The organism is Pseudobutyrivibrio xylanivorans DSM 14809 (assembly GCF_900141825.1).
Lineage (GTDB): Bacteria > Bacillota > Clostridia > Lachnospirales > Lachnospiraceae > Pseudobutyrivibrio > Pseudobutyrivibrio xylanivorans.
The window spans coordinates 105,404-128,992 of sequence record NZ_FQYQ01000008.1; the positions used below are offsets into that span (position 1 = coordinate 105,404).

The window sequence follows — 23,589 nt, forward strand, 5'->3', positions numbered from 1 at the left end:
TCCGTTATATTCTTAGTTGTCGTTTTCCAATCCCAATAATGTCTTTATTTTATCTATCAATGATTCTATCAACTCCATAAATTTAGTGGTAAAACTTTCTTCGGGTGGTTCACTCTCTACAAACTCATCCATATCATCACCCTTTTCATCTGGGCTTGATTCTAATGTATATGTTTCCGCTGCAGTCTCTGGCATAGCTTCTTCTATCGCCTCAGTTGCACCATCTTCAACTGTCATATTGCCTGCCATTCTTATGACACTTCCAGCAACAACTATCAGGCAAATACTTGCAGCAATAACTGCAGCTTTCCTGAAATTTATAATCTTACTTGCAGGTTTATATTCGTAGTATTTCTGGAGAATTTCGTCATCAATTCCATCCATGCTTTTATATAATTCTTCTTTATTCATGATGCTAAATACCCCTCCTTCAAAAGTCTTTTTTGTAGCTTTGCTCTGATGCGATTTAAAGTAACTGACACATTGTTGTTAGTCATTCCAAGTCGCTTACCAATAGCACTTATGTCTTCAGTATAAAAATATCTGCCTACAAAAATGAGGGCCTCTTTCTCTGGAAGATTTTTAACGAAATCGTTGATGATAGAAGACAGTTCATTTGCTAAAATTGACTGCTCCACGTTGTGATTCGCTGGAATACATTCCTGTAATTCATCCAAAACCTCTTCGATATTTCCGCCGCCACGCTTTTTGGCATGAAATTTCTCATATCTGTCAAAGGCAAGATTTCTAGTTATCTTACCAATAAATATGCGGAAAATTTCTGGTCTTGTTGGTGGAATAACATTCCAAACTCTTAGATATGTATCATCCAGACATTCTTCTACATCCAACTCATTCTTCAAAATCTTATCGGCGATTGAAGCGCAATAATCCCCGTATTTGTTGTCGGTCTCCTCAATTGCACGCTCATCTCTTTTGAAATAGAGCTCAATGATTTCTTCGTCTCTCATAGATTCCCCCTTTGTTGAATTTGTAAGCCTTACATCTATATAGACGGAAAAACATCTGGTATATTACAAAAATTATAAAGAAAAATATAAAAAAAATCGACCATCTCATAGACAGTCGATTTTTGCTATTATTCGCTATCAAGAATTACCATAAATTCTTCGCCTGTATACTGGCCTTTTAAATCTACAAACAAATTCTTCTCTACTTCTTCCTCTCCATCACCCCAATAATCCCATTCCCAAACTCTATTTTTTGCCTTGCCATCCTTATAGCTGTAGATATATAAATACTCGCACATTTCATCATCTACAATTAATTCAGGTATATCATCTTCATCAATTAATGCAAGTGAATATGTTTTTTCTGAATAACAACTATCTATCTTAACAAATTGTTTATAGGCAGCTTGCCATGTATCATATTTTCCATCATCTGATACCTTCAATGCTTTCTTTATATTTTGAACACCGATATCACCATCAAGGATATCCATTACCCATGCTGAAGCTTTTCCATATGTAAAGAATACATAGTCATCGTTAATGTCCTTCTCACATATAGCTATAATAGCCTGAAGATTGTTATCCTTATCAGGACCTACAACGACAATATCTTCCAAGCCATCAGCATTTACATCAACAGCTTCAACAGCATTTGCCTCTATAAGACTAATTGAATCATCATTGTAAGAATAACCAAGACCAAAAACATCATATTTATCATTTCCTTTTACCAGAACAACAGATGCTTCTGTATCTTCATCATTCTTATCCCACTTTTTATATGCATAAGCCTTTATATCATCGCCTATAAGTGGTAAAGCAATATCAAATTCTTTCGAAGAGTGATCTGATGTCTCCCAGACATTTCTGCTGGATTTCACCATGTATCCACTAAGAGTTTTAATTAATACAATTTCCTTGTTAGGATGCCTATAGTAATAAGTGAAGTTGCTATATACACTCTCCATTTCAAGGATGTAAATGTTTCCGTTTTTTATAGCATTGATACAATTATAGGATTCAAAGTCATAGTCATCTTCCCTTAAGTATATGCCAGTAGGTTTATAGTAGGACCAATCTAAGTTATCTTTAATATCCTTTAAATGCTTGCCTGACTTTTGATAAACAAATTTTTCCAGCTCTTCTTTATCTATAGACAGAACTCTATAACCCTCAAAGTCTTCATCATAAACATGCTCATACAGACTCCTTGTTTCTCTGTCTGATTCATATTCACAAATTCCAGCTCCACCAGCCAAAACAGTATTCCAATCTATATCCTCAGCACTTTCAAATGTGGTTCTGCAAAAGCCATTGTATTCTACCGAATCAAAAATATCTGCCACTTTCAAGCGCTCTCTGTATTTAAGCTTTACAGTCTTTGGATCATTCTTTATAGCTTCAACATCCACAACTGTTTTTGCTGCATCCTCCAACTGTTTCTCACAGATATAATCATAACCATGCTTTCCGCCAACTCCTGCTAAAGCCAGTATAGCCAAAGTATATACACCAATAATATATTTCTTTTTCATTTAATTATTTCCCTTAAAAAATCGTGCCCGTCTATGATAGCACTAAAGAATATGTGAGTCTATTGAATTAAAGACTAGCTTAACCCAGAGGTTTGGTCAGTGAAGGCTAGGCCTCTTTTGGCAGATACTAGGCAAACAAGCTCAAAAAAAATAGGGTGTGGCAAAGCCCATTGCATTTACTACCTGTGACCTACTAATTTGATAAGGTAGTAATTTTTTTTAGATATTCTACTACCTATATAAAAGAAAAGAACACAGGTAGTAACTTTTTACTACCTCAAGGGAAATTATCAACACAGGTAGTAGTTTATGAAGCAAAAACTACTATCTCTAAAAGCAAAATCTTTTCAGGTAGTAAAACTCTCATTTTTTCCTACTACCTATATCAATATATTTACCAATAGGTAGTAAAATTAAAAATCTATCTGTATTTTTTTTATATAAATAACTGTCCCAGTTCCAAATATGTAGTGTGGCTCTGCCACAATCCCATTTTCACCCCTGCTTGATTACCCCATATCAGCTAAAAGTCGAGAAGTCAATGCCGCGAAGCGCCGAAGGGGAGCATTGACTTTGAGACTGGGCTGATATGCTATATCAAGCAGGGTGAAAATAAAAAAGAGGTTTAGCCATAGACTAAACCTCTGAGTTAAACTCATCTTTATTTTACTCTCTTCACAAACCCAACCTGCTCAAGGTGCTTCATGTAGACACTGAGGCGCTCGTAGAGGGGCTCGGCTTCATCACCATATTTGTCATGGACAAGCCCACCGATATCATACACATTACGCTTTCCATCGATGCAGGTCCAGATAAAGGAACCCATGCCCTCCAGGGTAATTTTGCTGACTGCAGGTTTCTTGAAGAACTTCTGAGCCACGCGGTTTGTGAATCCTTTATTTTCCATTTCAACAATGACCTCTCCGGACTCGGAAAGAGTCCAGATGAGGTCAGAATTTATCGCATATACGAAATCTAAATAGTTTTCTTTATTTGTCATTCTTCTTTCCCATGGCTGCCTTATATACTGCAGCTGTAATTAACACGATAAGAATAAGTGCTGGTGCATTTCCTGTAGGAATTACTGAGCTAAGATCCATCTTATCAGTAATACCAGCTACTTTAAGAATAGCGAGAAGTACACCTATGATACCTTCACCAGCGATAAGTCCTGAGCAGAAGAGGATACCCTTTCCTGACTCGTCTTCCTTGTTGCCAAATTTTGCATCTGCAAACTTTCTAATAAGACCACCAATCATAATTGTAGCAGAAAGCTCAAGTGGAAGGTAAAGACCAATAGAAACTGGAAGCGCTGCAATACCAAGGATCTCGATTGTGATAGAGATGAAAGCACCGATGAAAATAAGTGTCCAAGGAAGATTTCCATCCATAACGCCTTCGATAACCATCTTCATCATTGTAGCCTGTGGAGCTGCAAGCTTGTCTGAACCAAATCCGTATGCTGAATCAAGAAGTACCATAACGCCACCAATTGCAAGAGCTGCTGCAACAGTACCGATGATTTCACCAATCTGCTGCTTCACTGGTGTAGCACCAAGAATGTAACCTGTCTTTAAATCCTGTGATGTATCACCAGCCATACAAGCTGCGATACAAATAACTGAACCAATTGCGATAGCACCTGTCATTCCATGTACGCCTGTATCACCCATAGCCTTAAGGCAGATTGTTGCGATAAGGATAGTAGCGATTGTCATACCTGAAACAGGGTTGTTTGAGCTACCTACAAGACCAACCATACGTGAAGAAACGGCACTAAAGAAGAAACCGAATACAACGATGATGATTGCGCCAAGAAGTGTAACAGGTACTGCTGGTACAAGCCAAATTGCAAGAATAAGAACTACGATAGAGCCAAGTACAAAACGAATGTCCATATCACGTGCTGTACGCTCTGTAGATGTAGAACCTGCAGTCTTGATGCTCTTGATTGAATCCACAAATGTTCTAACGATAAGTGGAAGTGTCTTAATAAGTGAAATGATACCAGCTGAAGCTACGGCACCTGCACCAATGTACTTGATGTAGTTTGACCAGATAGCTGATGCACCATGTGCTGCATAAAGCTCTGCAACAGAAGCGCTAGCTGGGTACATAACGATATCGCCACCAAAAGCAACAATAGCTGGAATAAGTACGAACCATCCAAGCACACCACCTGCAAACATATATGCAGAAATACGTGGGCCACAGATGTAACCAACAGAAACGAGTGCTGGATATACCTGAGCAGAAAACTCTGTCTTAAGAGACTGAAGCTTAATTGTGAATACGCCCTGGATTGCGCAAAGACCATCAACGATGAACTTTACAGCTGCACCAATACCCATACCAACAAATACAGACTTAGCAGATGAACCACCTTCCTCACCTGCAAGAAGAACCTCTGCACAAGCTGTTCCCTCTGGATATGGAAGCACGCCGTGCTCCTGAACGATAAGTGCACTACGAAGTGGAACCATGAAAAATACACCAAGAAGTCCACCGAAAAGTGCAATTACAGTGATAGTGATAAGTGAAGGCTTGTCCATAACGCCTTCCTTAGCCCAGATAAAAAGTGCTGGCATTGTAAAGATAGCACCTGCTGCAAGGCTTTCACCTGCAGAACCGATTGTCTGAACCATATTGCTTTCAAGGATAGAATCCTTTTTCATAATAACGCGAATAACAGCCATTGAAATAACTGCGGCTGGAATAGATGCAGATACTGTCATACCAACTCTAAGACCAAGATATGCGTTAGCAGCGCCAAAGATTACCGCAAGAAGAAGACCCATAATAATAGATGTAGGAGTCATCTCTGGAGTAACCTTATCCGCTGGAATGTAAGGTTTGAATTGTTCTTTCATAATATACATTACTCTCCTTATAAATATACAACTTGGTCTATTATATATTCACTTTAAAGTGGATGCAAATCGAAGTACTAAAGTGATAAAGCATTAAAGTATAATCTACATTAAATAAGCTTCTGTGCAGCCTTTAAGCTTTACATGCTCCCGCAAGCCATCTCCCATTGGTCACAACAGAAACTCCCCGCCGGCGTGGGTCCCCTCTGTTGTGTTCATGGGGCCCTCTTGCTCGCGCTTTCCTAGTTTTTTGAGGCTGCACAAAAAAGGACACCTAATATTTTAGGTGTCCTAGAAATTAATATTTATTACTTAAAGTAACGGTTGAGGAAGCCTTCCAATGCCTTACCGTGGCGGGCTTCGTCGCGAGCCATCTCGTGTACTGTGTCGTGGATGGCATCAAGGTTATTCTTCTTAGCGCAGGTTGCCAAATCAACCTTTCCCTGTGTAGCGCCATACTCACAATCAACTCGCCATGCCAGATTCTTCTTTGTAGAATCAGTCATGTTTGTCTCTAAGTCAGAACCAAGGAGCTCTGCAAACTTGCAAGCATGCTCAGCCTCTTCCCAGGCTGCCTTTTCCCAATAGAGACCAATCTCTGGATAGCCCTCTCTGTGCGCCACGCGAGCCATACAAAGATACATTCCAACTTCTGAGCACTCACCTTCAAAATTAGCCTTGAGCTGCTCGAAGATGTACTTTTTATCTTCGTCAGTAATATCAGGATTGTTCTTTACTGTAGCGCCATAAACGCCAAATACATGCTCAGCCGCAAGGGCAATTTCACCCTCAACCTTTTTGAACTTATCACCACTCACATGACATACTGGACACTCATCAGGTGGATTATCACCTTCATGAATGTAACCACAAACAGGACATACATACTTTGCCATAACTAGACTCCTTTCTTTTTCTTCCCACACAGGAAGGCTATGAAGTCATCTTAGCACATATTATTCACTATCCATGGAAATACACTAATTGTTCTCAATTAATTCACACTTAATTAAGATTAAGATTATTAATAAAGAGCTCTTCGAACTTTGGGTCCGTTGCAAGTATTACAATTTGCGAATTTTCCTTTATTTCTTTCAAAGCATCTTCATCTGGATTCATGATAAATGCGATATCACCATGAAGAGAAGCATTGCCTACTGATTCAAATTTCGGAATCAGTTCCTTTGGAAAAAGACCTATTCCCGCTGCCGCCCAAATACTTACTGATGAGCCAAGACCACCTGCTACAAATAAATGGTCAATCTGCTCCAAGCTAAGCTTTGCTGCGTTAAGAAGCATCTCGATACCAGAACGAATTGCCGCCTTTGCAAGAATCACCTGTTGAATATCTTCTCCGGTAACAACAATATCCTCTGTCACAGGAAAACCTGTCTCAGAATACTCATCAATTAAAAGTCCACCTTCATCTATAATATTATTTCGACGAAGCTCATGGATGATATCTATAACACCACTTCCACAGAGACCAATTGGCTTCTCTCCGCCGATAGTTGTATATTTCACCTCACGACCATGTATTGAAAGATGGTTGATGGCACCGCGTACAGATGCCACTCCACATTTCAGACTGGCTCCCTCTAAGGCTGGGCCTGCAGATGCTGATGAGCACCAATATTTCTCCCCATCAAACAATACAATTTCTGCATTTGTTCCCATGTCCACCATGATAAATATATCATCTTCCTCTTTTCTCGCCTTGGCCTGCTGCTTTAAATAAAACAGACCTGACACTATATCACCACCAACAAACGCACTTATGGCTGGCATAAAAAAGATATCTCGATGTTCTTCTCTAAATTTAACTACATCTAATGTGTAAGGATGAAACGGATATTGAGCCATACCATCAACTGGGTACTTCAAAAGCAAATGAGTCATTACCGTATTTCCAGACATAACCACTTTATGGGTAAGAAAATCTTCACCAATGATTTTTACACCCATTTTCATTAAATCACCAACAACTAACTGCTGAAGCTCCTCACCATGACCATCTATAGCAGCCTTGATTCGGCTCATAACATCCATTCCATATTTAGTCTGGCCGTTTGTCCAAGTATGCTGCCGCAAAACTTTTCCAGTATTAAGATCTATTGCCGTAGCGGCAAGTGTAGTGGTACCAACATCCACAGCGATAGCTATGTTGGTCTTATCAAGAGGAAGCTCCTCCGTAGTTTGAGGAACTCCTATAGAATTTATTTCAGATACAAGTCTCTTTGGCACCTGGATTTTGCAATCATGGGAGATAACACATTTGCAGCCTAATCTCCAACCATTTCGCATTTCCCAAAATTCAAGTGCTCGTTCATCGTCGGCGGTCATTTCTGGCGCGCCATACACAAACCTTACAGCACAGCTAAGGCACTTACCAAAGCCTCCGCAAGGTCTGTAATATTTGAATCCCAAACGGTCCATCACCTCTACAAAGGTAATGGACTCATCTGGCTTAGTCATCAATATATATTCCTTCTCAGGAACAACATCTTCAATTACAACTTTAATTTCCATGTGTCCTATCGTATTCCTCAAGTGAATGCAGTTCCATTGTCAGCTCACCACTATTATCTACTAAAATTGTCATATAAGTGTGTTCACGAGAATTTTGCCTTGGAAATGAAATACTTCCTGGATTTGCGATAATCAAATCCTGATAATGGTCAATTGTTGGAACATGTGTGTGACCATATAAAACAATGTCACAGCCCTTGGCTTTTGCAACCTCTGCAATCTTTTCGTAGCCATAGCTTACTCCATAGTAATGACCATGAGTAATGAGAATCACATGCTTTCCAACTTCAAGGACAAGCTCATTTGGTAGATTTCCGCCCCAATCACAGTTTCCACAGACACATTCTGCAGGAGCTTCTGACATCATCCAAAGATTGTCTTCCACGCCCTGTCCATCGCCAAGATGGTAAATTCTATCTGGCTTTTCTATTTCTATTGCATCCCTGAGATTTTCAGAGCGTCCATGTGTATCACTAACAACTAATATTTTCATGCTTAATTATTTCTTCCTTTATCATTCTAAGGGCCTGGCCTCTGTGGCTGATGGCATTCTTCTCTTCTGGGCTGATGCTTGCTGTGCTCACATCCTTATCCCAAAGATAGAAAATTGGATCATATCCAAATCCATTTTCACCCATTGGCTCCCAGCCAATATACCCCTCGATTGTACCACGGACTACCGCTTCTTTTCCATCAGGGAATACTGCTGAAACAGCGCATACGAATCTTGCGCTTCTATCCTGCTTTTCAACTCCATCAAGTCTCTCGATGAGATTTGCATTTTTTATATCATAAGAAGTATCCTCCCCCATATATCTGGCTGAATAGATACCTGGCTCTTTGTTTAAAGCATCAATCTCTAATCCGCTATCATCTGCAAGGACTATTGCATCCTTGGCAACTGCTGCGATTGCACGAGACTTAATCAAGGAATTCTCCTCGAAAGTCTTGCCGTCCTCAACAATATCAATGTCGATTCCTGCTTCCTTCATGGTGACGATATCATATTTTTCTTCGCCGAGAATTTCTTTAATCTCTCTTAATTTGTTTTTGTTTCCTGTGGCAAAAATAATTTTAGTTTTCATGTGTACCTCAATTATATAAATATTCTACGACCGCATCATATAACGCACCCGCAGTCTTTTTCTGATATTCATTGTCCTGAAGCTTTTCAAGCTCCTTGGCATTGGTCATGAATCCTACCTCAACCAAGGCTACTGGGGCATTGGACATTCTAATAATGTAAACTTCGTCGCCCACGATTGTTCCTTTTGCTTTTGAGCCTAAAGCATTAATAAGCTTATCCAGGCACAATGCCGCAAAGCGCCTTGACTCACCAGTGGTGTCAGCGCCCTTGTACATAACCTCTGTTCCATTAATGGAAGACATTCTACCAGACGCGGTAGAATTGTTGTGTATTGATAGGAATAGATCCGCTTCAGAATCATTTGCCAAACCAACTCTTGCTTCAAAGGATGGATTACTGTCATCAGTCCTGGTGTAATACACACCAATATTTTTACCACTCTGTTCGAATATTCGCTTCAGCTGAAGAACAAACTGTAAATCCAAATCCTTTTCATTTACACCCATCTTTGTGGCACCAGGCACATTTCCTCCATGACCTGCATCCACAACTACTACATAATCATATACATCATGTGGGTCAAGAAAATCTAAATAAATATACTCGCCCTCAGATGTCATCTGCACTTCTTTAACATCATCCAGGGCAATCTCTATAACACCTATCAGGTTTTCACTGTCGTAAATAACATCAACAATATTATCTGCGTTTCCACGCATCGGATATTTGGAAAAATAATCTTTTCCAATTCCATTTATCGTAATTGCGATATTTCGATTTACATAGTCATTAATTATTGAAACCCCTTTACTGGTAACATTCTGAGGAAGTGTTAGTCTAATCTGATGTCCCTTTAAAATATCCTGTACTATTTCCTCTGAATCATCCTGCAATTCTTCATCTGAATTGCGAAGCATATCCATAACAGATACCCTTCCGCCAGAAAGCTTACTGTCCTGTACCTTAAGAGCAATAATGTGCATATTTGGCACATAAATAAGAAGACAGCTCATGGCAATTACCACCGCCAGGATGATAGCCGTAAAGGCCCCCAAAACCTTATTTTCCATTACATTATCTCTCCGCTCCCTTATAGGGAAATTTATTTGTCGTCCTCAAATACCTCAACGACATCATTTGCGTAGGCCTTAATACAAAGATTTGCCTTTGCAACATCCTCTACATTTTCCCAATCCAATCCATTGTTACTGATAAAGCCCTTACCGTCTGTGATATCAACTGCCGCTGTCATTGAATCACTAACATATTCCACTGCAAGTGGGCGCTTGGTATCAGGTGTGTTGATGTAGAGAATAATGGCGAAGTTCTCTCCCTTTTCTACTGTTTTCGCCTGATTAAATTTTACAGTATAATAGCCTGCTTGGTCTACTGTTCCAGATGCAACAATTTCTTTTGATGAAAGTGTGCTTGTGTTTTTATAATCTGGAACAAAGTATATCTGATAACTTGTGTTTTTTCCCAATGCATAGAAACCAGCTGCTTCTATCTGCTGATTTGCCTCAGCTGTAAATGTATTGCAGCCGTATGCCCATTCCTTGCTATAACCAATCTGTCCAACCCAGCCGCACAAATCGCTTTGATAAATATAATTATATGTGTTATTAGTGTCAGCCTTAACATATGAAACAGCCTGATTACCAATATTTGAATCATAGTAAGAAATGTAAAATACACCATCATCACCAAATCCACTACCCCAACTGTTTTGACAGATGAAAGCTCCTCCGCGAGGAACTTCGGTGCTAAAATTTTCTGCTGGATATGTATCATCCCAGCCAATTATTACTACGTCATGATTAGGCTTTTCATTTCCTGTATAGCAATATGAATTTGTATTGCGATTATAACAGCTGGATCCGTTCAGATTCGCTGTGTTAACACTGGCGTAAATTGATGTGGAAACGCCGCCATATTTGTAAACAGCCCACTTTATATCATCAAGTTTTTCTGAATCATAAAAATGAGCTTCCTGTAAATGCACTGAAGGTGGTGTAGTCTCTCCCGTAAGCTCCTGAATAAGACCTCCATCCTTCTCATCCTCAACAGGTCCCTGCCATGATAACAGATATGCCAATGCCATAGTGTATTCACCACCGGCAGCCTCATCCAATTGGAAGCTGTTGTTATTAATCATGGAATCAACAGAAAACTTATAATGGGATGCAGGTAAAAGTGACGACTCTAATGCCTCTAGAGATGCACACGCCCAACAGGTAGCAGTAGAGCCCTGATTTCTTATAAAGCTGACTCTGTCCACATCTCGCAAATCATAGACAAGTGGAAGCTTTGGCAGCTTGTTGATTTTGATATTAGCCGTATATGTTGAACGATCATATGAATAATCGTAGCCGAAAATATCACATAAGTCCTTTAGTCCTACGTACATCCTGCCGGTATGCATTGATGGTTTGATAGCCAAATCCATATCATTGCCATTTGCAGTGGCTGTCTTATTATCCACAAGAAACTCATAGATATTATTAGAAACTTGAACCACAGCACAATTCTCGTCTTCCATAAAGGCAGAACCACCTAATGTGCTGCGAATGAACTCCAGTGAGCCAACAGGATTCAACCTGTCATCCAAAATAGCCTCCTGCTCATAACTAGAGTAGAGATTATCATTAATGTAGAGTCTCAGTTTACCTGAGTCATTAAGATTTTTAGACATTAAAGGATACAGCACGTCTTCATTTAAAGTTGCTCCTCTAAATGAATCGACGGCTGCATACCTGTCATTCCAATTATTCATTTTTCCAAACACGGTGATTGCAATAATTAAGAGAAACACCGTAAATCTTTTGGAAAGTTTCATCTTCTAGTCCTTTTTCTTAGGCTTTGGTCCAAGGAACTGATAAAAATATGTCTTTATCATTCCGTTATATATCTTGCGATTCTTGTCTGCTTTTCTTCCAATTGACTTTGGCGCATCTTCGTAGCTGGTAATTACATACATTGACCAACTATCAAGGCCTGCATAGGCTTTTCCAAGCTTGCCATAAATCTCCGGCAAATTTTTTTTATCTTCAAGACGCTCTCCATAAGGAGGATTGGTCAAAATAAATCCATATTTCTTAGGGTGACTTAATGCACCAACATCTCTAACCTGGAAGTGAATCATATGGTCAACTCCAGCCTGCTTAGCATTAAGGCGTGCGATTTTAACCATATCAGGATCAATATCAAATCCCTGAAGGTCGCACTCTACTGATGTATCAACTTCTTCTCTTGCTTCATCCAAAAGCTCATTCCAAAGCTTTGGCGAAATAAGATTTGTCCAATCCATAGAGGTAAAATCTCTATTAAGACCAGGTGCGATATTTGCAGCAATCATGGCTGCTTCAATCAAAAATGTACCTGAGCCACAGAATGGATCCACCAAAATTCTGTCAGCACGCCATGGTGTTAGCTGAATAAGTGCTGCAGCCATAGTCTCAGAAAGTGGCGCCTTGCTGGTGTATGTACGATAGCCTCTCTTGTGAAGCGGTGTTCCTGTGGAATCAAGTGTAACAACAACATCATCCTTTAATAAGAAGATTCGAACAGGATAATCTGCCCCATCTTCCTTAAACCACTGAACGTCATAATATGTCTTCATGCGCTCAACCATTGCCTTTTTTGCAATGGACTGAATATCTGTAAGGGAAAAAAGCTTACTCTTTACAGATGTAGCCTTTGTAACCCAGAATTTACCATTCTCAGGAATATACTCCTCCCATGGCAGAGCCTTAATTCCCTGGAAAAGCTCCTCAAATGTGGTAGCGTGAAAACGGCCCACTTCTACAAGGACTCTTTCCGCTGTACGCAAATGGATATTTGCGCGACAAACAGCCTCGGCATCACCTGTGAAAGTCACTCTTCCATCTGTAACCTCTGTAATGTCGTAGCCCAAATCATAAATTTCTCTTTTTAATGGTGCCTCAAGTCCAAAGTGACATGGGCAACTAATGGTAAATGTTTTTGGCAATTCTAAATCTCCTATTACTTAACTAACTAAAAATATCTTAGACTAGATGATATCTTTTTTCAACTTTTCCTTGCATTAGTCGATTAACTATATTATAATCACAACCATGATAAGGAGTTTCCTTATCATACCCTTATTAATTATTTATACTCCCCTCAAAAAGACCGAAAACTCGGTCTTTTTCTTTTACCCCTCTGAGTTAATACTCAGGTGTCTTATACACACCAGGTTTTCCAGTTTCCGTTGCATACAATTAAAAAGGGCTACACTACGTAACCCTTATAAATCCATATTTAATAATTACATAAAATGCGATAACGCTTCTGCAAATCTAGCCTCATCAAAAGGTTTAATAACAAAATCTTTGGCGCCAGCTTCAATGGCTTCAATAACGTAACACTTCTGGCCCATAGCACTTACCACAAGAATCTTTGCATCTGGGTCATATTCCTTAATCTGCTTAATAGCATCAATACCATTAGAACTACGACCAACTGTATGTCCATCAACAGTCATCGTGATGTCCATAGTTACTATATCAGGCTTAAACTCTTTGTATTTCTCCACTGCCCCATCACTACAGTCAGCTTCAGCTACAACAGTACAGCCATTTCTTTCCACTTCGTTTCGGACTACCGCTCGCATAAATCGGGAGTCGTCCACTATCAAAACTGTTTTGCCCAAAGCAAGCATCCTCCTTATTCCTATTGTTAATTAGGATGTGTGGTTATATTATAGCATACTAACCGCCGAACTAGTTATGAACTTTATGTTAACTATTGGTGTATATGGGGATTATTACGTCCATTGTAACAAGATTTAGCGGCAATTTTTAGCAGATACGTGGCAATCCTTCTCCTTGAAGAATATCAAGGAAGCGTCTTCCACCTATCTCTGTTTTCATTATAAGAGCTCCTATTTCTGACTGGTCATCAGGTGCATTGACAGAACCTATCATGCATGCATTCTCTCCATATTTACTGCTTTTTATAATCTGCACCGCCTGTGGGCCATATTCCTTTGGAACAATAGCTACAAGCTTTCCTTCATTTCCCATATACAGCGGATCTAAACCTAAGAGTCCACAGAAGGATTTCACCTGGGGATTCACTGGAAGCTTTTCCTGTAAAATATCAAATCTTAGACCACTGGCAAGTGCTAATTCCTTTAATACTGTGGCAAGCCCTCCTCTGGTCACATCTCTTAGAACATGAACTGGGATGTGATTCTCTATCAATTTTCCAACCATCTCCTGAAGAGGTGCGTTATCACTTTGGATTGTATTTTTTATACCCATGCGCTGACTTAGAACTGTGGCATGATGATCTCCCACATTTCCAGAAACGATAATAACATCATCTGGGCTGGCATTCTTAGCCTTAATATCCACATCGTTTGGGACAAATCCAACTCCTGCTGTATTAATGTAAATTCCACCGTCGCCTTCAATAACCTTTGTGTCTCCGGCAACAATTTTTACACCTGCTTCATTGGCGGTATCAGCCATTGATTTTACTATACGGCGAAGGAGCTCCACATCTGCTCCTTCTTCAAGGATGAAACCACAGGTAATGTATTTGGGAACAGCACCTCTCATGCAGAGGTCATTCACTGTACCGCAGATACACAGACGTCCAATATCTCCCCCTGGAAATTCCAGCGGTGTGACCACAAAACTGTCTGTTGTCATGGCAATTGTGCCGTTACCTGGAACAACTGCTGCATCCTCCATCTCTGAAAGAACATCACTATTAAACTGCGATTCAAAAATTTCTCTTATCAATTCCCCAGTAGCACGACCACCAGAGCCATGCTCCATAATTATCTTCTCCATGCGTTAAAACAACTTCCTTCCTCTGACACCATACATGCCCCCTGTGGTGACATTGGTGTGCAGATTTTTCCAAAAAGTGGGCAGTCGACAGGCTTTGCCTTGCCCATAAGAATTTCTCCACACTTGCAGGCTTTATTCTTTTTGTTATCCACATCAAGCCCCTTACTTCCTGCATCAAAATGTTTATATTCTTCCCTGAGTAGTAAGCCTGATTTTGGGATGATACCCATACCGCGCCACGCCACATCTGCCGGCTCAAAATATTTTTCTAACTGGCTTTCAATAATAGGATTTTTATCCTGGGCCACAACTGAGGTGTAGAAATTCTTTACTATATTTTCTTTATTTAATACCATCTGGGTCAGTCCATAAATGGCAATAACAAGCTCTTTTGCCCCGAAGCCAGAAACCGCAAACGGAATCTGATATTTTTCTGCAAGCTCATTAAAATAATCTGCTCCTGTCACTGCACACACATGTCCCGGGGCAATAAATCCATCAATCTCTGCTCCATTATCACAGAGATACGAGATAGCTCCTGGCATGGTTTTCAGTGCGGTAAGAAGCTGGATGTTCGTGATCCCCTGGGCTATGGCATTATCCAAAAGTAGTGTATAAACCGGCGCTGTAGTCTCAAATCCCACAGCAGCGAATACGTATTTACGATATGGATTATTCTTTGCAAGAGCAAGCACATCCATTGGAGAATATACCATCTCAACACTTCCGCCGCGGCCCTTTGCCTCGTTCAGGCTCTCTCGTGAGCCCGGCACTCTAAGTAAGTCTCCAAATGTAGCTACTGTAGTGTCTGACTGAAGGCTAAGCTCTATCAATTTATCAATGTATGCTGTAGGAGTGACGCACACGGGGCATCCAGGCCCTGACAGCAATTCAATCTTTGGTGATAATACATCTCTTATTCCGTGAGTGGCGATAGCGTGAGTGTGACTACCGCAGACTTCCATGAGGCGGATTTTTTCGCCGTCGTAGTCTCTCAAAAAATCTATAAGCTGTGGTAATTCCATTAGGCTTCCAAGCCTCCCATCAGCTCCATGATTTCTTCTGCTTCGTCCTTTTTCAAAGTCTGAATCACACAGCCTGCGTGAACCAAAGCGTAATCCCCCTCTTTTACATTAACAAGTCCGGCGTAGGCTTCCACTTCATTTCCATTGAAATCCACGGTAACCTTCCCGTCCTTTAATTTCTTAACTAAACCTGGTATTGCAACACACATTATGATTACATCATGTTACTATTCACAGTTATAAATATTTAATGAGAGTTATTGTCAAGCTTGCTTGTAAGATAACACTCATTAAATATTTTTATACTGGAATCAGTGACTCCCCCTACATGAATAATGTTAGGTGCCCTAGCACCGAGAAAGAAGTCTGAAAGACTTTCATTATGAATGTAGGTGGAGTTACTGTGAATAGTAACTACCCCCTTTTCTATTACTCGTGCCTTTTATTTTATCACTGTGAATGCAGAAAAAAAAGGCTCTTGGCAACGCCAAGAGCCCTTGTTTCTAAATACCTTAATTGATTATATTAATATGATAAACCACTTATAGGTGTGTATGTATAAGAGTCTTCATAAACATAACCAAACTGAGTGTCATCATTATAAACACCAATTGATACACCTGTTATTTTTCCTTCATTATCCTGCTGAATATCAAATCCATAAGTATATGTTGTGTCTGGCTGTCCCTTGTTGTCTAAGCCGTAATCTTCCTCGTATCCATCCATAGCTGGGTACTCTCTTGCATCCTGCCATTCTTGCTTTTCTGCATCGTCTGCAAACACATGAACTTCTGTACCTTCAGAATTTGTATAGTATCCCTTAAGTTCCTCGCTCCAGCCTCTCATGTTTGTACCTTCTTCTGTTGTTTCACAACTTACACTTTCAGTAGATGATAAATTGTATACAATTCCACCCTGTTTTTGTACCCTAATCCAGTTATCTCCATCATCTCTATCTTCTGTGGAAGCCCAATATGTGCACTGATATAGTGGATCATCTTTATAGTCAATAGATACTGATGATTCTGAACCTGAATCAGTTCCTGTCCAAGGAATAGATAATGACAGCTCATATTTTGCTACTACTGAACTATATGTTATCTCAGATGCACTAATGTATCCTTCTGTATGATATACAGGTGTTGAATTTAACATATCATTTTCAAACTGCTCATGGTTATAGGAGCCATCAGAATGATTAGGCGAAGCTGATACAATAGCATAACCAGTAGAACCTTTGATAATCGCAAAATCAATATACTTATTAAACTTACCTTCATCCACAGCAATAGTACCAGTCTTCTCTGCTGCACTTACTACAGTTTTGGCGTCCGCATATGCCGTTGCTGTTGCTCTTTCAGGTCTCACTTCTGTCTTTGAATATGCCATTTGAACCGATATATGGGTTACTGTGTTTTCTGGAATATCGGCAGAATGCTTCTCAGCAAAAGCAACAACTGCATTTACAGCTGCCTGTACTGCTGTGTAATCTGTAATTCCAAGCTGCTCTGAAAGCTTAAATACCTGTGGAGTAATTACTACTGGAGCACTTGAAAGCGTCTGAACTGAAATACCTGCATCTGCGCAAGCCTTTACTGTTGTAAGTGTTCTGTTTTCCTTAGAACCGAATGCTGCATAATGCTGGTAATACTTTACGATATCAGTTCCATATAAATCCTTTAAATCTCCATAAGCTGATGCGTATGCTGCTGGGTCAAAATTAGGATTACAAGTACGGCCTTCAAAAACACCACACTTGCAGAAATGCTTGAAAAGCATGTCATAATCGTTACCAAGAATTTCTACTAAATCTGGATTCTGAGATTTATAATATTCAAAATCAAACAGTGACTTCATAAGCTCAACTTCTGAGTTCTCTAAAGCGCCATACTTTACTAACTCTGCATTTGCTGCCTGTGTAAGTCCCTGTGCGTTGGCTGTCTGAACTGGGATTAATGCTACAGCTGATGAAAATACTGTTGCAGCTGCCACCATACATGCTAAAAACTGATTCTTTCTCATGGATATCTTCCTCCTCAAAACCTCATCTTGCTTCCCTAATCTATTTGGAAGCCTCAATGGCTGTATAATACCCCCCCGAAACGTTATGTAAATAGAGTTCACTGAAAATTCATATTTAATTTATAACGTTACTTTTAGTATCCTTTTTCCCCTGTTGGGGCTAAATTTGATATAATTGTTTTACTGTGTATTAGGAGGGAATAACATGCACGAGCTTGCAGTTACAGAATATGTTTTTAATTTAATAAAAAAACAGGCTGACGCGAACAACGTCAGCCATGTAGATAAAATTCATTTATTGATTGGTGATCAGTGCGATTATGTACCCGAGATAATAGAAGAATATCTTCAGGTAATGAGTGAAGGCACATCACTTGCGGGCGTAAAGGTCGATGCCACTGTAAAGGAATCTATGGTTCTGTGTAAAGACTGCGGCAGCGAATTCACCCGCCATGAGTTCAAGAATGTCTGTCCTAAATGTGGCAGTGATAATTTAAAGCTTAATAGGTGCACTGATTTTATTGTAAAAAATATCGAAGTATCCTAGGCTTTAGCATCTCTCCAATAGGCGGGATGCCATAGCCTGACCTAAGCATATTCCACCATCTCCTGGTGGAAGCTGCTCTGAGATATATACTTTAAAACCATCAGCTTCAAGCAACTCTATTGTACGTTCTAACAGTATCCTGTTCAGGAATGTACCTCCTGACAGAACTATCTGTTTTTCTTTTCCAAGTCTTTCTGAATAAATTGTCGCTATCTCCAAAATGTAATCTGCTACAGCGTAAATAAATCCTCTTGCTATGGATTCTTTTGGCACGTCATGAGTTATTGCATTTGCAATCTCTAAGAAAATTTCTTCAGTTGAACCATTTTCTCCAAAACACAATGGATAAACTTCTTCTGTTCGGGCTGCCATATTTTCTAGTTCAATAGGTGCCTGACCTTCGTAAGTATTGTAGTGACATATATCAAGCATGGCTGCTACCGCATCAAAAAGACGTCCCATGGATGTGGATGTCACTACATTTATATCACTGTCGATAGCAGTTCTAATGAGCTTGGCATTTTCGTTTTCAATCAATTCATCAAGACCATTCTCATGAAGAATTCCCACCAAAATGGTGTCGCAGTTCTTTGCCCCCTCGTCACCTCCGATTAATCTGGATGGGCGTAAATCAGCAACTCTGTCTATGCCACACTTTCCGTCACAAAGAAACACTTCACTGCCCCAGACAGTTCCATCCTCACCATAACCTGTACCATCAAATGCAAAGCCAAGAACTGGTCCTTTTAGATTGTGTTCTGCGATTACAGATAAAACATGAGCTTTGTGATGCTGCACTTTGTGAATTGGCAAATTCTTTTTCTGGGCATATTCAAGGCCTACCTGGCCACTAAAGTATCCAGGATGCAGATCAGTTACTACTTCCTTCGGTTTAAAACCAAAGATTTTTTCCATAGCAGCCATTTCATTTCTATAAAACTTTTGGCAGCTTACTGATTCCAAATCTCCAAGATACTGACTTACATATGCCAGTCCATTTTTTACATAACAGAAGCTGGATTTTAAATCTCCACCTGCTGCAAATATTTCACCATCAATATCCACAGGTATAGGATTTGGAACGTGTCCTCGTCCACGGCGAATAAACTGTTGTCTGCCTTTTACGACCTTCATAACTGAATCATCCATTGGACGAAGAATCTTCCTATCATGACTCAGCATGACAATAGGTGTGCCATCCACTTCTCCTGATGCCACCCTCTCCTTCAGCCACTGAAGCATTTTCTTATTATCTATCTCAAGCACATCACCGCTAGCGTTTCCACTGGTCATGATAAGTGGACCACATTCCTTCACCAGCATCATCTGCACTGGATTACATGGAAGCATTGCTCCTATGTCAGGACTGCTTAGATATACATTACCAGCGATATGCTTACTTCCAGCCTTAATATGTTTTTTTCTTCTTACTAATACTATCGGTCTGGCCGGTGATTCCAGCAATTCTGCCTCATGCTGATTTACCTTGCAGAACTCTTTTACCTGTTCCACATCTTCAAACATGACAGCAAATGCTTTTTCCTCACGATGCTTCAATGTCCTGAGTGCAGCCACTGCTTTTTCATTGAAAGGGCTGCAGGCCAAATGATATCCACCAATATCCTTGATTGCCAGAATTCCACCATGACTTATCAACGAAAGAGATGCCGCAATTGCGCTATCTAAATCGTTTTCGTTATAGTTTTCCACATACTTATCAACAATACTTTTTGACGTAATATTGTCAGCATTCTTATACTTTAAATCAGTAAATTTCAGACGAGGACCGCACACCTTACAAGCTATAGTCTGAGCATGTCTTCTCCTGTCATTTTTTCCTATGTATTCAGCCTGACACTCAGGGCACATTTCAAAATCCTTCATTGTAATAGTGTCCCTGTCATATGGAAGCTTCTCGATAATGGAGTACCTTGGCCCGCAAGTAGTGCAGCTGATAAAAGGATGCAGGTAACGGCGATTTTTCTTATCAAAAAGCTCCTCTTTACACTTATCACAGGTGGCAATATCTGCAGGAATCAGCGGAAGATTCTTCTTGGCATCCTTATCTGATTCTATGATTCTAAAACCTGATTCAAGTTTTTGTTCTACTAATATTTCCTCATCTATTGAAGTGATAAATCCCCCTGTGGGCACATCAGAAGAAAGCTTCTGGCGAAAAAGATTTAATATATCATCCGGACCACTAGCTACTACAGTCACTATGCCACCTGTATTTCTGACATAGCCATCTATATTTAGTTCATCTGCAAGCTTGGCAACATAAGGTCTATATCCTATTCCCTGCACCAACCCTTTAATGGTATATTTTATTGTCATTTTTAAATCTACTCAATTTCTATAACTTTTTGTTGTCATTTTAGAAATCTCATGCTACAATCTTTCTTGTTTTTCGTTTTTATCTTTTTGTTTATTTCTAAACAATATTCCCTTTTATATTATATCAAATCAGAATAAGGAGGATTATTTTATAAATACATATTTTGAATCAGAGATTAAATCTCTAGAAAATCAGCTATCTAAAATTGAAAATGATCTCAAAAATTATCCAGAAGGTGAATTATTTATTTATGGAAATATGGGTAAATATTCCCGCTGGTACATTGAAATGGAAGAGAAAAAAGAATATCTTCCACGAACCGAATATAAATTAGCTAATGTTCTTGCACATAAAAAACTTTTGTCACTTAAAAGGGACTGTATATCAGCGAAAATCAAAGGATTAAAATCTTACTTTAGAATTATCTCTAAGCCTAATGAAAAGCTCACAAAGTTCATTTCCCATCCCGAATATAATGCATTAATCCAGGCTGAAAATTCCAACCATTCTTCATGGGTATCGGAAAATTATAATAAATGCCCAAATCACCCGGAGCAATTATCCTTTACCTGTCCTTCCGGAAATCAGGTTAGGTCAAAGTCAGAAGTCTTTATCGACATGGTGCTAAACCAACATCACATACCTTATAGATATGAATGCGAACTACTTCTTGGAAAAACTATTTTCTATCCTGATTTCACAATAAAGCATCCACTAACAGATGAATTGATATATTGGGAGCACTTTGGGCTTATGGATGACAAATCATATTCCCAGAATGCCTATGGAAAACTCCAGCTCTACTCAAACAATGGTATTATCCCTGGCAAAAATCTCATAGTCACATTTGAAACAAGGAAAAATCCTTTTTCTTTCTCAGATGCCGAAGCTGCTTTAACTCAACTCCATCTGTAAAGAGTCATTATTTTCAATATAGCTATTATTTTCTGCTCCATTGAAAATTTTAGTTTAGGATTTTCAATATAGGACCATTTTATTTCTATATTGAAAATATTTCTTTAGGATTTTCAACATAGATAAACTTTTAGCTTATATTGAAAATATCAACCCTACTTTTTTCAACAGAGAAAAGAACTCTTCATATATTGAAAATCTCGGTTGATTTTTTTCAATATAGATATTTTTTCTTCATATATTGAAAATGTATCTCAATTTTTTTCAACAGCGATTTTTTTACCCTCTATATTGAAAATCTCAATATTTATCTTTCAATATAAACCAGATTTCATCTAATATTGAAAATCATAATAATCAAAGAAAGGAGCATCACCGCCCCTTTCTTATTATCTCCTATTCTGCCTTTGTTTCAGAAACTGCTTTGGCTCCCTCAGTAACTGATGTTGCCGCAGCAGGTGCTGCAGGCTTTGCTGCAGGTTTTGGGGGTTCATAAGGAACCTCTACAGTGTATGAGAATTTCTCTGGACCTGGCTCCTGGTAACCTGGCGTGATAGAAAGGCACTTCTTAGGGCACTTTTCTACGCAGTAGCCACACTGAACACAATCGAAGCGGTTGATGCTCCAGGTCTTGCCTACACGATCAACTGTGATAGCCCCTGGTGGGCAGCTGCGCATGCACATTCCACATAGGATGCAATTATCTTTATTGATATCCACATGACCTCTTGTGCGCTCTGGATACTCTCGTGGTACAAAAGGGTACTGAGTTGTAGCAGGCTCAGAAAAGAGGTTCTTGATTACTTGTTTTGTAAATGGTAAAAACTGTCCCATAATCTTCCTCCTTATCTCTCAGTACAACTTATACATGGATCTATGGTTAATACGAGTAAAGGTACGTCACCATACTGGCATCCCTGAAGAGTCTGTGTGAGAGCTGGGATGTTTGCAAAGGTCGGCGTGCGGACTCTGAAGCGGTCAAGGAACTTTGTTCCATTAGCACGTACATGATAAAATGCTTCTCCTCTTGGCTGCTCAACTCGGATGAATGATTCTCCGTTTGGCATGCCTGTAACCTTTGTATTTATTTCTGTATCAGGAATCTTTTTTACGCATTGTCTGATGATATCGATTGACTGGAAGATTTCTCCGATACGGACCTCACAACGTGCATAGGAATCACACTTTGTGCTGGTAATCACCTCGAAATCCAAATCATTGTAGGCTGCATAGCCATTCTTTCTCATATCTACATTGATGCCAGATGCTCTCATCATTGGTCCAACTGCACCACGACGGATAGCGTCCTCACCAGTGATGATTCCTATATCTACAAGACGACTCTTTACTGTGTAATCAGTAAGGAAGATATCTGTCATCTCACGGATTTCTTTTTCCATGTCATTAAGCTGACGTACAAAATCCTGAAGCATATCAGCTGGCATATCCTTTAATACACCACCGATTGTATTTACAGAGAAGATTACTCGGCCACCTGTTGATGCCTCAAACATATCAAGAATCTTCTCGCGAAGTCTCCATGAATGCATGAAAAGTGACTCAAATCCGAATCCATCAGCAAGTAATCCAAGCCATAATAAGTGGCTGTGAAGGCGGCTCATCTCTGCCCAGATTGTACGAAGATAATCGGCACGACGAGGAACCTCAACATTCATAATATCCTCTACTGCCATGCAATAGCCCATGCCATGCATGAAGGAGCAGATACCGCAGATACGCTCTGCAACGTAAACCATCTCATTAAAATCCTTCTTTGATGTAAGACTCTCAAGTCCTCTGTGAATAAATCCAATCGAAGGAATTGCTGCCAAAACCTTCTCGTCCTCCAGCACCAAATCAAGATGAATTGGCTCTGGCAAAACTGGATGCTGAGGGCCGTAAGGTACTATACTTCTATTTCCCAT

The 23,589-nt window shown here is 39.6% G+C and carries 22 protein-coding genes; 2 read left to right on the plus strand and 20 right to left on the minus strand.

Features of this window, described 5'->3' with window-relative positions; genetic code table 11:
* Nucleotides 1-12: 12 nt before the first annotated feature.
* From BUA88_RS08025 to BUA88_RS08105, 17 genes are all read right to left on the minus strand, one after another.
* Nucleotides 13-411 carry a hypothetical protein gene (locus BUA88_RS08025; protein WP_072915646.1) on the minus strand — a complete coding sequence of 133 codons (399 nt, stop codon included), beginning with the start codon at nucleotides 409-411 and terminating at the stop codon, nucleotides 13-15.
* Entirely contained in the window at nucleotides 408-971 is a 564-nt protein-coding gene (locus tag BUA88_RS08030) for an RNA polymerase sigma factor (protein ID WP_072915651.1), read from the minus strand. The genes BUA88_RS08025 and BUA88_RS08030 overlap by 4 nt, the downstream gene beginning before the upstream one ends.
* Before the next feature lie 128 nt (nucleotides 972-1,099).
* Entirely contained in the window at nucleotides 1,100-2,509 is a 1,410-nt protein-coding gene (locus tag BUA88_RS08035) for a hypothetical protein (protein ID WP_072915656.1), read from the minus strand.
* Nucleotides 2,510-3,170: 661 nt separating this feature from the next.
* Nucleotides 3,171-3,509 carry a PqqD family protein gene (locus BUA88_RS08040; RefSeq protein WP_072915660.1) on the minus strand — a complete coding sequence of 113 codons (339 nt, stop codon included), beginning with the start codon at nucleotides 3,507-3,509 and terminating at the stop codon, nucleotides 3,171-3,173.
* Nucleotides 3,499-5,379: an OPT family oligopeptide transporter gene (locus BUA88_RS08045; protein ID WP_072915826.1), complete on the minus strand. Its 1,881-nt coding sequence runs from the start codon at nucleotides 5,377-5,379 to the stop codon at nucleotides 3,499-3,501. The genes BUA88_RS08040 and BUA88_RS08045 overlap by 11 nt, the downstream gene beginning before the upstream one ends.
* A gap of 308 nt (nucleotides 5,380-5,687) precedes the next feature.
* Complete coding sequence (locus BUA88_RS08050) at nucleotides 5,688-6,275, minus strand: NADH peroxidase (RefSeq protein ID WP_072915663.1); 588 nt, start codon at nucleotides 6,273-6,275, stop codon at nucleotides 5,688-5,690.
* 109 nt (nucleotides 6,276-6,384) lie between these two features.
* A complete protein-coding gene (locus BUA88_RS08055; RefSeq protein WP_072915668.1) occupies nucleotides 6,385-7,908 on the minus strand; it encodes an ASKHA domain-containing protein in 1,524 nt (507 codons plus the stop codon).
* The gene (locus BUA88_RS08060) at nucleotides 7,898-8,401 is read right to left on the minus strand and encodes a metallophosphoesterase family protein (protein ID WP_072915671.1); all 504 of its coding nucleotides are present in this window, start codon (nucleotides 8,399-8,401) and stop codon (nucleotides 7,898-7,900) included. Before BUA88_RS08060 ends, BUA88_RS08055 begins: the two co-directional genes overlap by 11 nt.
* Entirely contained in the window at nucleotides 8,382-8,993 is a 612-nt protein-coding gene (rdgB, locus tag BUA88_RS08065) for an RdgB/HAM1 family non-canonical purine NTP pyrophosphatase (protein WP_072915675.1), read from the minus strand. The genes BUA88_RS08060 and rdgB overlap by 20 nt, the downstream gene beginning before the upstream one ends.
* A 7-nt stretch (nucleotides 8,994-9,000) precedes the next feature.
* The gene (locus tag BUA88_RS08070) at nucleotides 9,001-10,065 is read right to left on the minus strand and encodes an N-acetylmuramoyl-L-alanine amidase family protein (protein WP_072915679.1); all 1,065 of its coding nucleotides are present in this window, start codon (nucleotides 10,063-10,065) and stop codon (nucleotides 9,001-9,003) included.
* Nucleotides 10,066-10,097: 32 nt separating this feature from the next.
* Complete coding sequence (locus BUA88_RS08075) at nucleotides 10,098-11,831, minus strand: lectin like domain-containing protein (RefSeq protein WP_072915683.1); 1,734 nt, start codon at nucleotides 11,829-11,831, stop codon at nucleotides 10,098-10,100.
* A 3-nt stretch (nucleotides 11,832-11,834) separates the two neighbouring features.
* Nucleotides 11,835-12,983, minus strand: a complete 1,149-nt coding sequence (locus tag BUA88_RS08080) for a THUMP domain-containing class I SAM-dependent RNA methyltransferase (protein ID WP_072915687.1) — start codon at nucleotides 12,981-12,983, stop codon at nucleotides 11,835-11,837.
* A 300-nt stretch (nucleotides 12,984-13,283) separates the two neighbouring features.
* The gene (locus tag BUA88_RS08085; RefSeq protein WP_072915830.1) at nucleotides 13,284-13,667 is read right to left on the minus strand and encodes a response regulator; all 384 of its coding nucleotides are present in this window, start codon (nucleotides 13,665-13,667) and stop codon (nucleotides 13,284-13,286) included.
* 148 nt (nucleotides 13,668-13,815) lie between these two features.
* Nucleotides 13,816-14,817 (minus strand): hydrogenase expression/formation protein HypE, encoded by a 1,002-nt coding sequence (gene hypE, locus BUA88_RS08090; RefSeq protein WP_072915691.1) that lies wholly within the window; start codon nucleotides 14,815-14,817, stop codon nucleotides 13,816-13,818.
* Entirely contained in the window at nucleotides 14,805-15,842 is a 1,038-nt protein-coding gene (gene hypD / locus BUA88_RS08095) for a hydrogenase formation protein HypD (RefSeq protein ID WP_072915694.1), read from the minus strand. The genes hypE and hypD overlap by 13 nt, the downstream gene beginning before the upstream one ends.
* A complete protein-coding gene (locus BUA88_RS08100; protein WP_028246012.1) occupies nucleotides 15,842-16,051 on the minus strand; it encodes a HypC/HybG/HupF family hydrogenase formation chaperone in 210 nt (69 codons plus the stop codon). Before BUA88_RS08100 ends, hypD begins: the two co-directional genes overlap by 1 nt.
* Nucleotides 16,052-16,367: 316 nt before the next feature.
* A complete protein-coding gene (locus BUA88_RS08105; protein ID WP_072915699.1) occupies nucleotides 16,368-17,864 on the minus strand; it encodes a hypothetical protein in 1,497 nt (498 codons plus the stop codon).
* A 205-nt stretch (nucleotides 17,865-18,069) separates the two neighbouring features.
* On the opposite strand from BUA88_RS08105, the gene BUA88_RS08110 reads away from it, so the two are divergent.
* A complete protein-coding gene (locus BUA88_RS08110) occupies nucleotides 18,070-18,411 on the plus strand; it encodes a hydrogenase maturation nickel metallochaperone HypA/HybF (protein WP_072915703.1) in 342 nt (113 codons plus the stop codon).
* Between the two features lie 3 nt (nucleotides 18,412-18,414).
* Here BUA88_RS08110 and hypF read toward each other — a convergent pair whose 3' ends face one another.
* Nucleotides 18,415-20,748 carry a carbamoyltransferase HypF gene (gene hypF, locus BUA88_RS08115; RefSeq protein WP_072915707.1) on the minus strand — a complete coding sequence of 778 codons (2,334 nt, stop codon included), beginning with the start codon at nucleotides 20,746-20,748 and terminating at the stop codon, nucleotides 18,415-18,417.
* A gap of 289 nt (nucleotides 20,749-21,037) precedes the next feature.
* Here hypF and BUA88_RS08120 point away from each other — a divergent pair, with 289 nt between their 5' ends.
* Nucleotides 21,038-21,664, plus strand: coding sequence for a hypothetical protein (locus BUA88_RS08120; protein WP_143151409.1), 627 nt, complete (start codon nucleotides 21,038-21,040; stop codon nucleotides 21,662-21,664).
* Nucleotides 21,665-22,060: 396 nt separating this feature from the next.
* Here the strand turns inward: BUA88_RS08120 and BUA88_RS08125 are convergent, their stop codons facing one another.
* Entirely contained in the window at nucleotides 22,061-22,498 is a 438-nt protein-coding gene (locus tag BUA88_RS08125; protein ID WP_072915714.1) for a 4Fe-4S binding protein, read from the minus strand.
* Between the two features lie 11 nt (nucleotides 22,499-22,509).
* The gene (locus BUA88_RS08130; protein WP_072915717.1) at nucleotides 22,510-23,589 is read right to left on the minus strand and encodes a hydrogenase large subunit; all 1,080 of its coding nucleotides are present in this window, start codon (nucleotides 23,587-23,589) and stop codon (nucleotides 22,510-22,512) included.

What these genes read in the sequence shown, in the direction of transcription:
- BUA88_RS08025 (WP_072915646.1), bottom strand. Translation starts at nt 411, where the DNA reads ATGAATAAAGAAGAATTATATAAAAGCATGGATGGAATTGATGACGAA.
- BUA88_RS08030 (WP_072915651.1), bottom strand. Translation starts at nt 971, where the DNA reads ATGAGAGACGAAGAAATCATTGAGCTCTATTTCAAAAGAGATGAGCGT.
- BUA88_RS08035 (WP_072915656.1), bottom strand. Translation starts at nt 2,509, where the DNA reads ATGAAAAAGAAATATATTATTGGTGTATATACTTTGGCTATACTGGCT.
- BUA88_RS08040 (WP_072915660.1), bottom strand. Translation starts at nt 3,509, where the DNA reads ATGACAAATAAAGAAAACTATTTAGATTTCGTATATGCGATAAATTCT.
- BUA88_RS08045 (WP_072915826.1), bottom strand. Translation starts at nt 5,379, where the DNA reads ATGAAAGAACAATTCAAACCTTACATTCCAGCGGATAAGGTTACTCCA.
- BUA88_RS08050 (WP_072915663.1), bottom strand. Translation starts at nt 6,275, where the DNA reads ATGGCAAAGTATGTATGTCCTGTTTGTGGTTACATTCATGAAGGTGAT.
- BUA88_RS08055 (WP_072915668.1), bottom strand. Translation starts at nt 7,908, where the DNA reads ATGGAAATTAAAGTTGTAATTGAAGATGTTGTTCCTGAGAAGGAATAT.
- BUA88_RS08060 (WP_072915671.1), bottom strand. Translation starts at nt 8,401, where the DNA reads ATGAAAATATTAGTTGTTAGTGATACACATGGACGCTCTGAAAATCTC.
- rdgB (WP_072915675.1), bottom strand. Translation starts at nt 8,993, where the DNA reads ATGAAAACTAAAATTATTTTTGCCACAGGAAACAAAAACAAATTAAGA.
- BUA88_RS08070 (WP_072915679.1), bottom strand. Translation starts at nt 10,065, where the DNA reads ATGGAAAATAAGGTTTTGGGGGCCTTTACGGCTATCATCCTGGCGGTG.
- BUA88_RS08075 (WP_072915683.1), bottom strand. Translation starts at nt 11,831, where the DNA reads ATGAAACTTTCCAAAAGATTTACGGTGTTTCTCTTAATTATTGCAATC.
- hypE (WP_072915691.1), bottom strand. Translation starts at nt 14,817, where the DNA reads ATGGAGAAGATAATTATGGAGCATGGCTCTGGTGGTCGTGCTACTGGG.
- hypD (WP_072915694.1), bottom strand. Translation starts at nt 15,842, where the DNA reads ATGGAATTACCACAGCTTATAGATTTTTTGAGAGACTACGACGGCGAA.
- BUA88_RS08100 (WP_028246012.1), bottom strand. Translation starts at nt 16,051, where the DNA reads ATGTGTGTTGCAATACCAGGTTTAGTTAAGAAATTAAAGGACGGGAAG.
- BUA88_RS08105 (WP_072915699.1), bottom strand. Translation starts at nt 17,864, where the DNA reads ATGAGAAAGAATCAGTTTTTAGCATGTATGGTGGCAGCTGCAACAGTA.
- BUA88_RS08110 (WP_072915703.1), top strand. Translation starts at nt 18,070, where the DNA reads ATGCACGAGCTTGCAGTTACAGAATATGTTTTTAATTTAATAAAAAAA.
- hypF (WP_072915707.1), bottom strand. Translation starts at nt 20,748, where the DNA reads ATGACAATAAAATATACCATTAAAGGGTTGGTGCAGGGAATAGGATAT.
- BUA88_RS08120 (WP_143151409.1), top strand. Translation starts at nt 21,038, where the DNA reads ATGGAAGAGAAAAAAGAATATCTTCCACGAACCGAATATAAATTAGCT.
- BUA88_RS08125 (WP_072915714.1), bottom strand. Translation starts at nt 22,498, where the DNA reads ATGGGACAGTTTTTACCATTTACAAAACAAGTAATCAAGAACCTCTTT.
- BUA88_RS08130 (WP_072915717.1), bottom strand. Translation starts at nt 23,589, where the DNA reads ATGGGAAATAGAAGTATAGTACCTTACGGCCCTCAGCATCCAGTTTTG.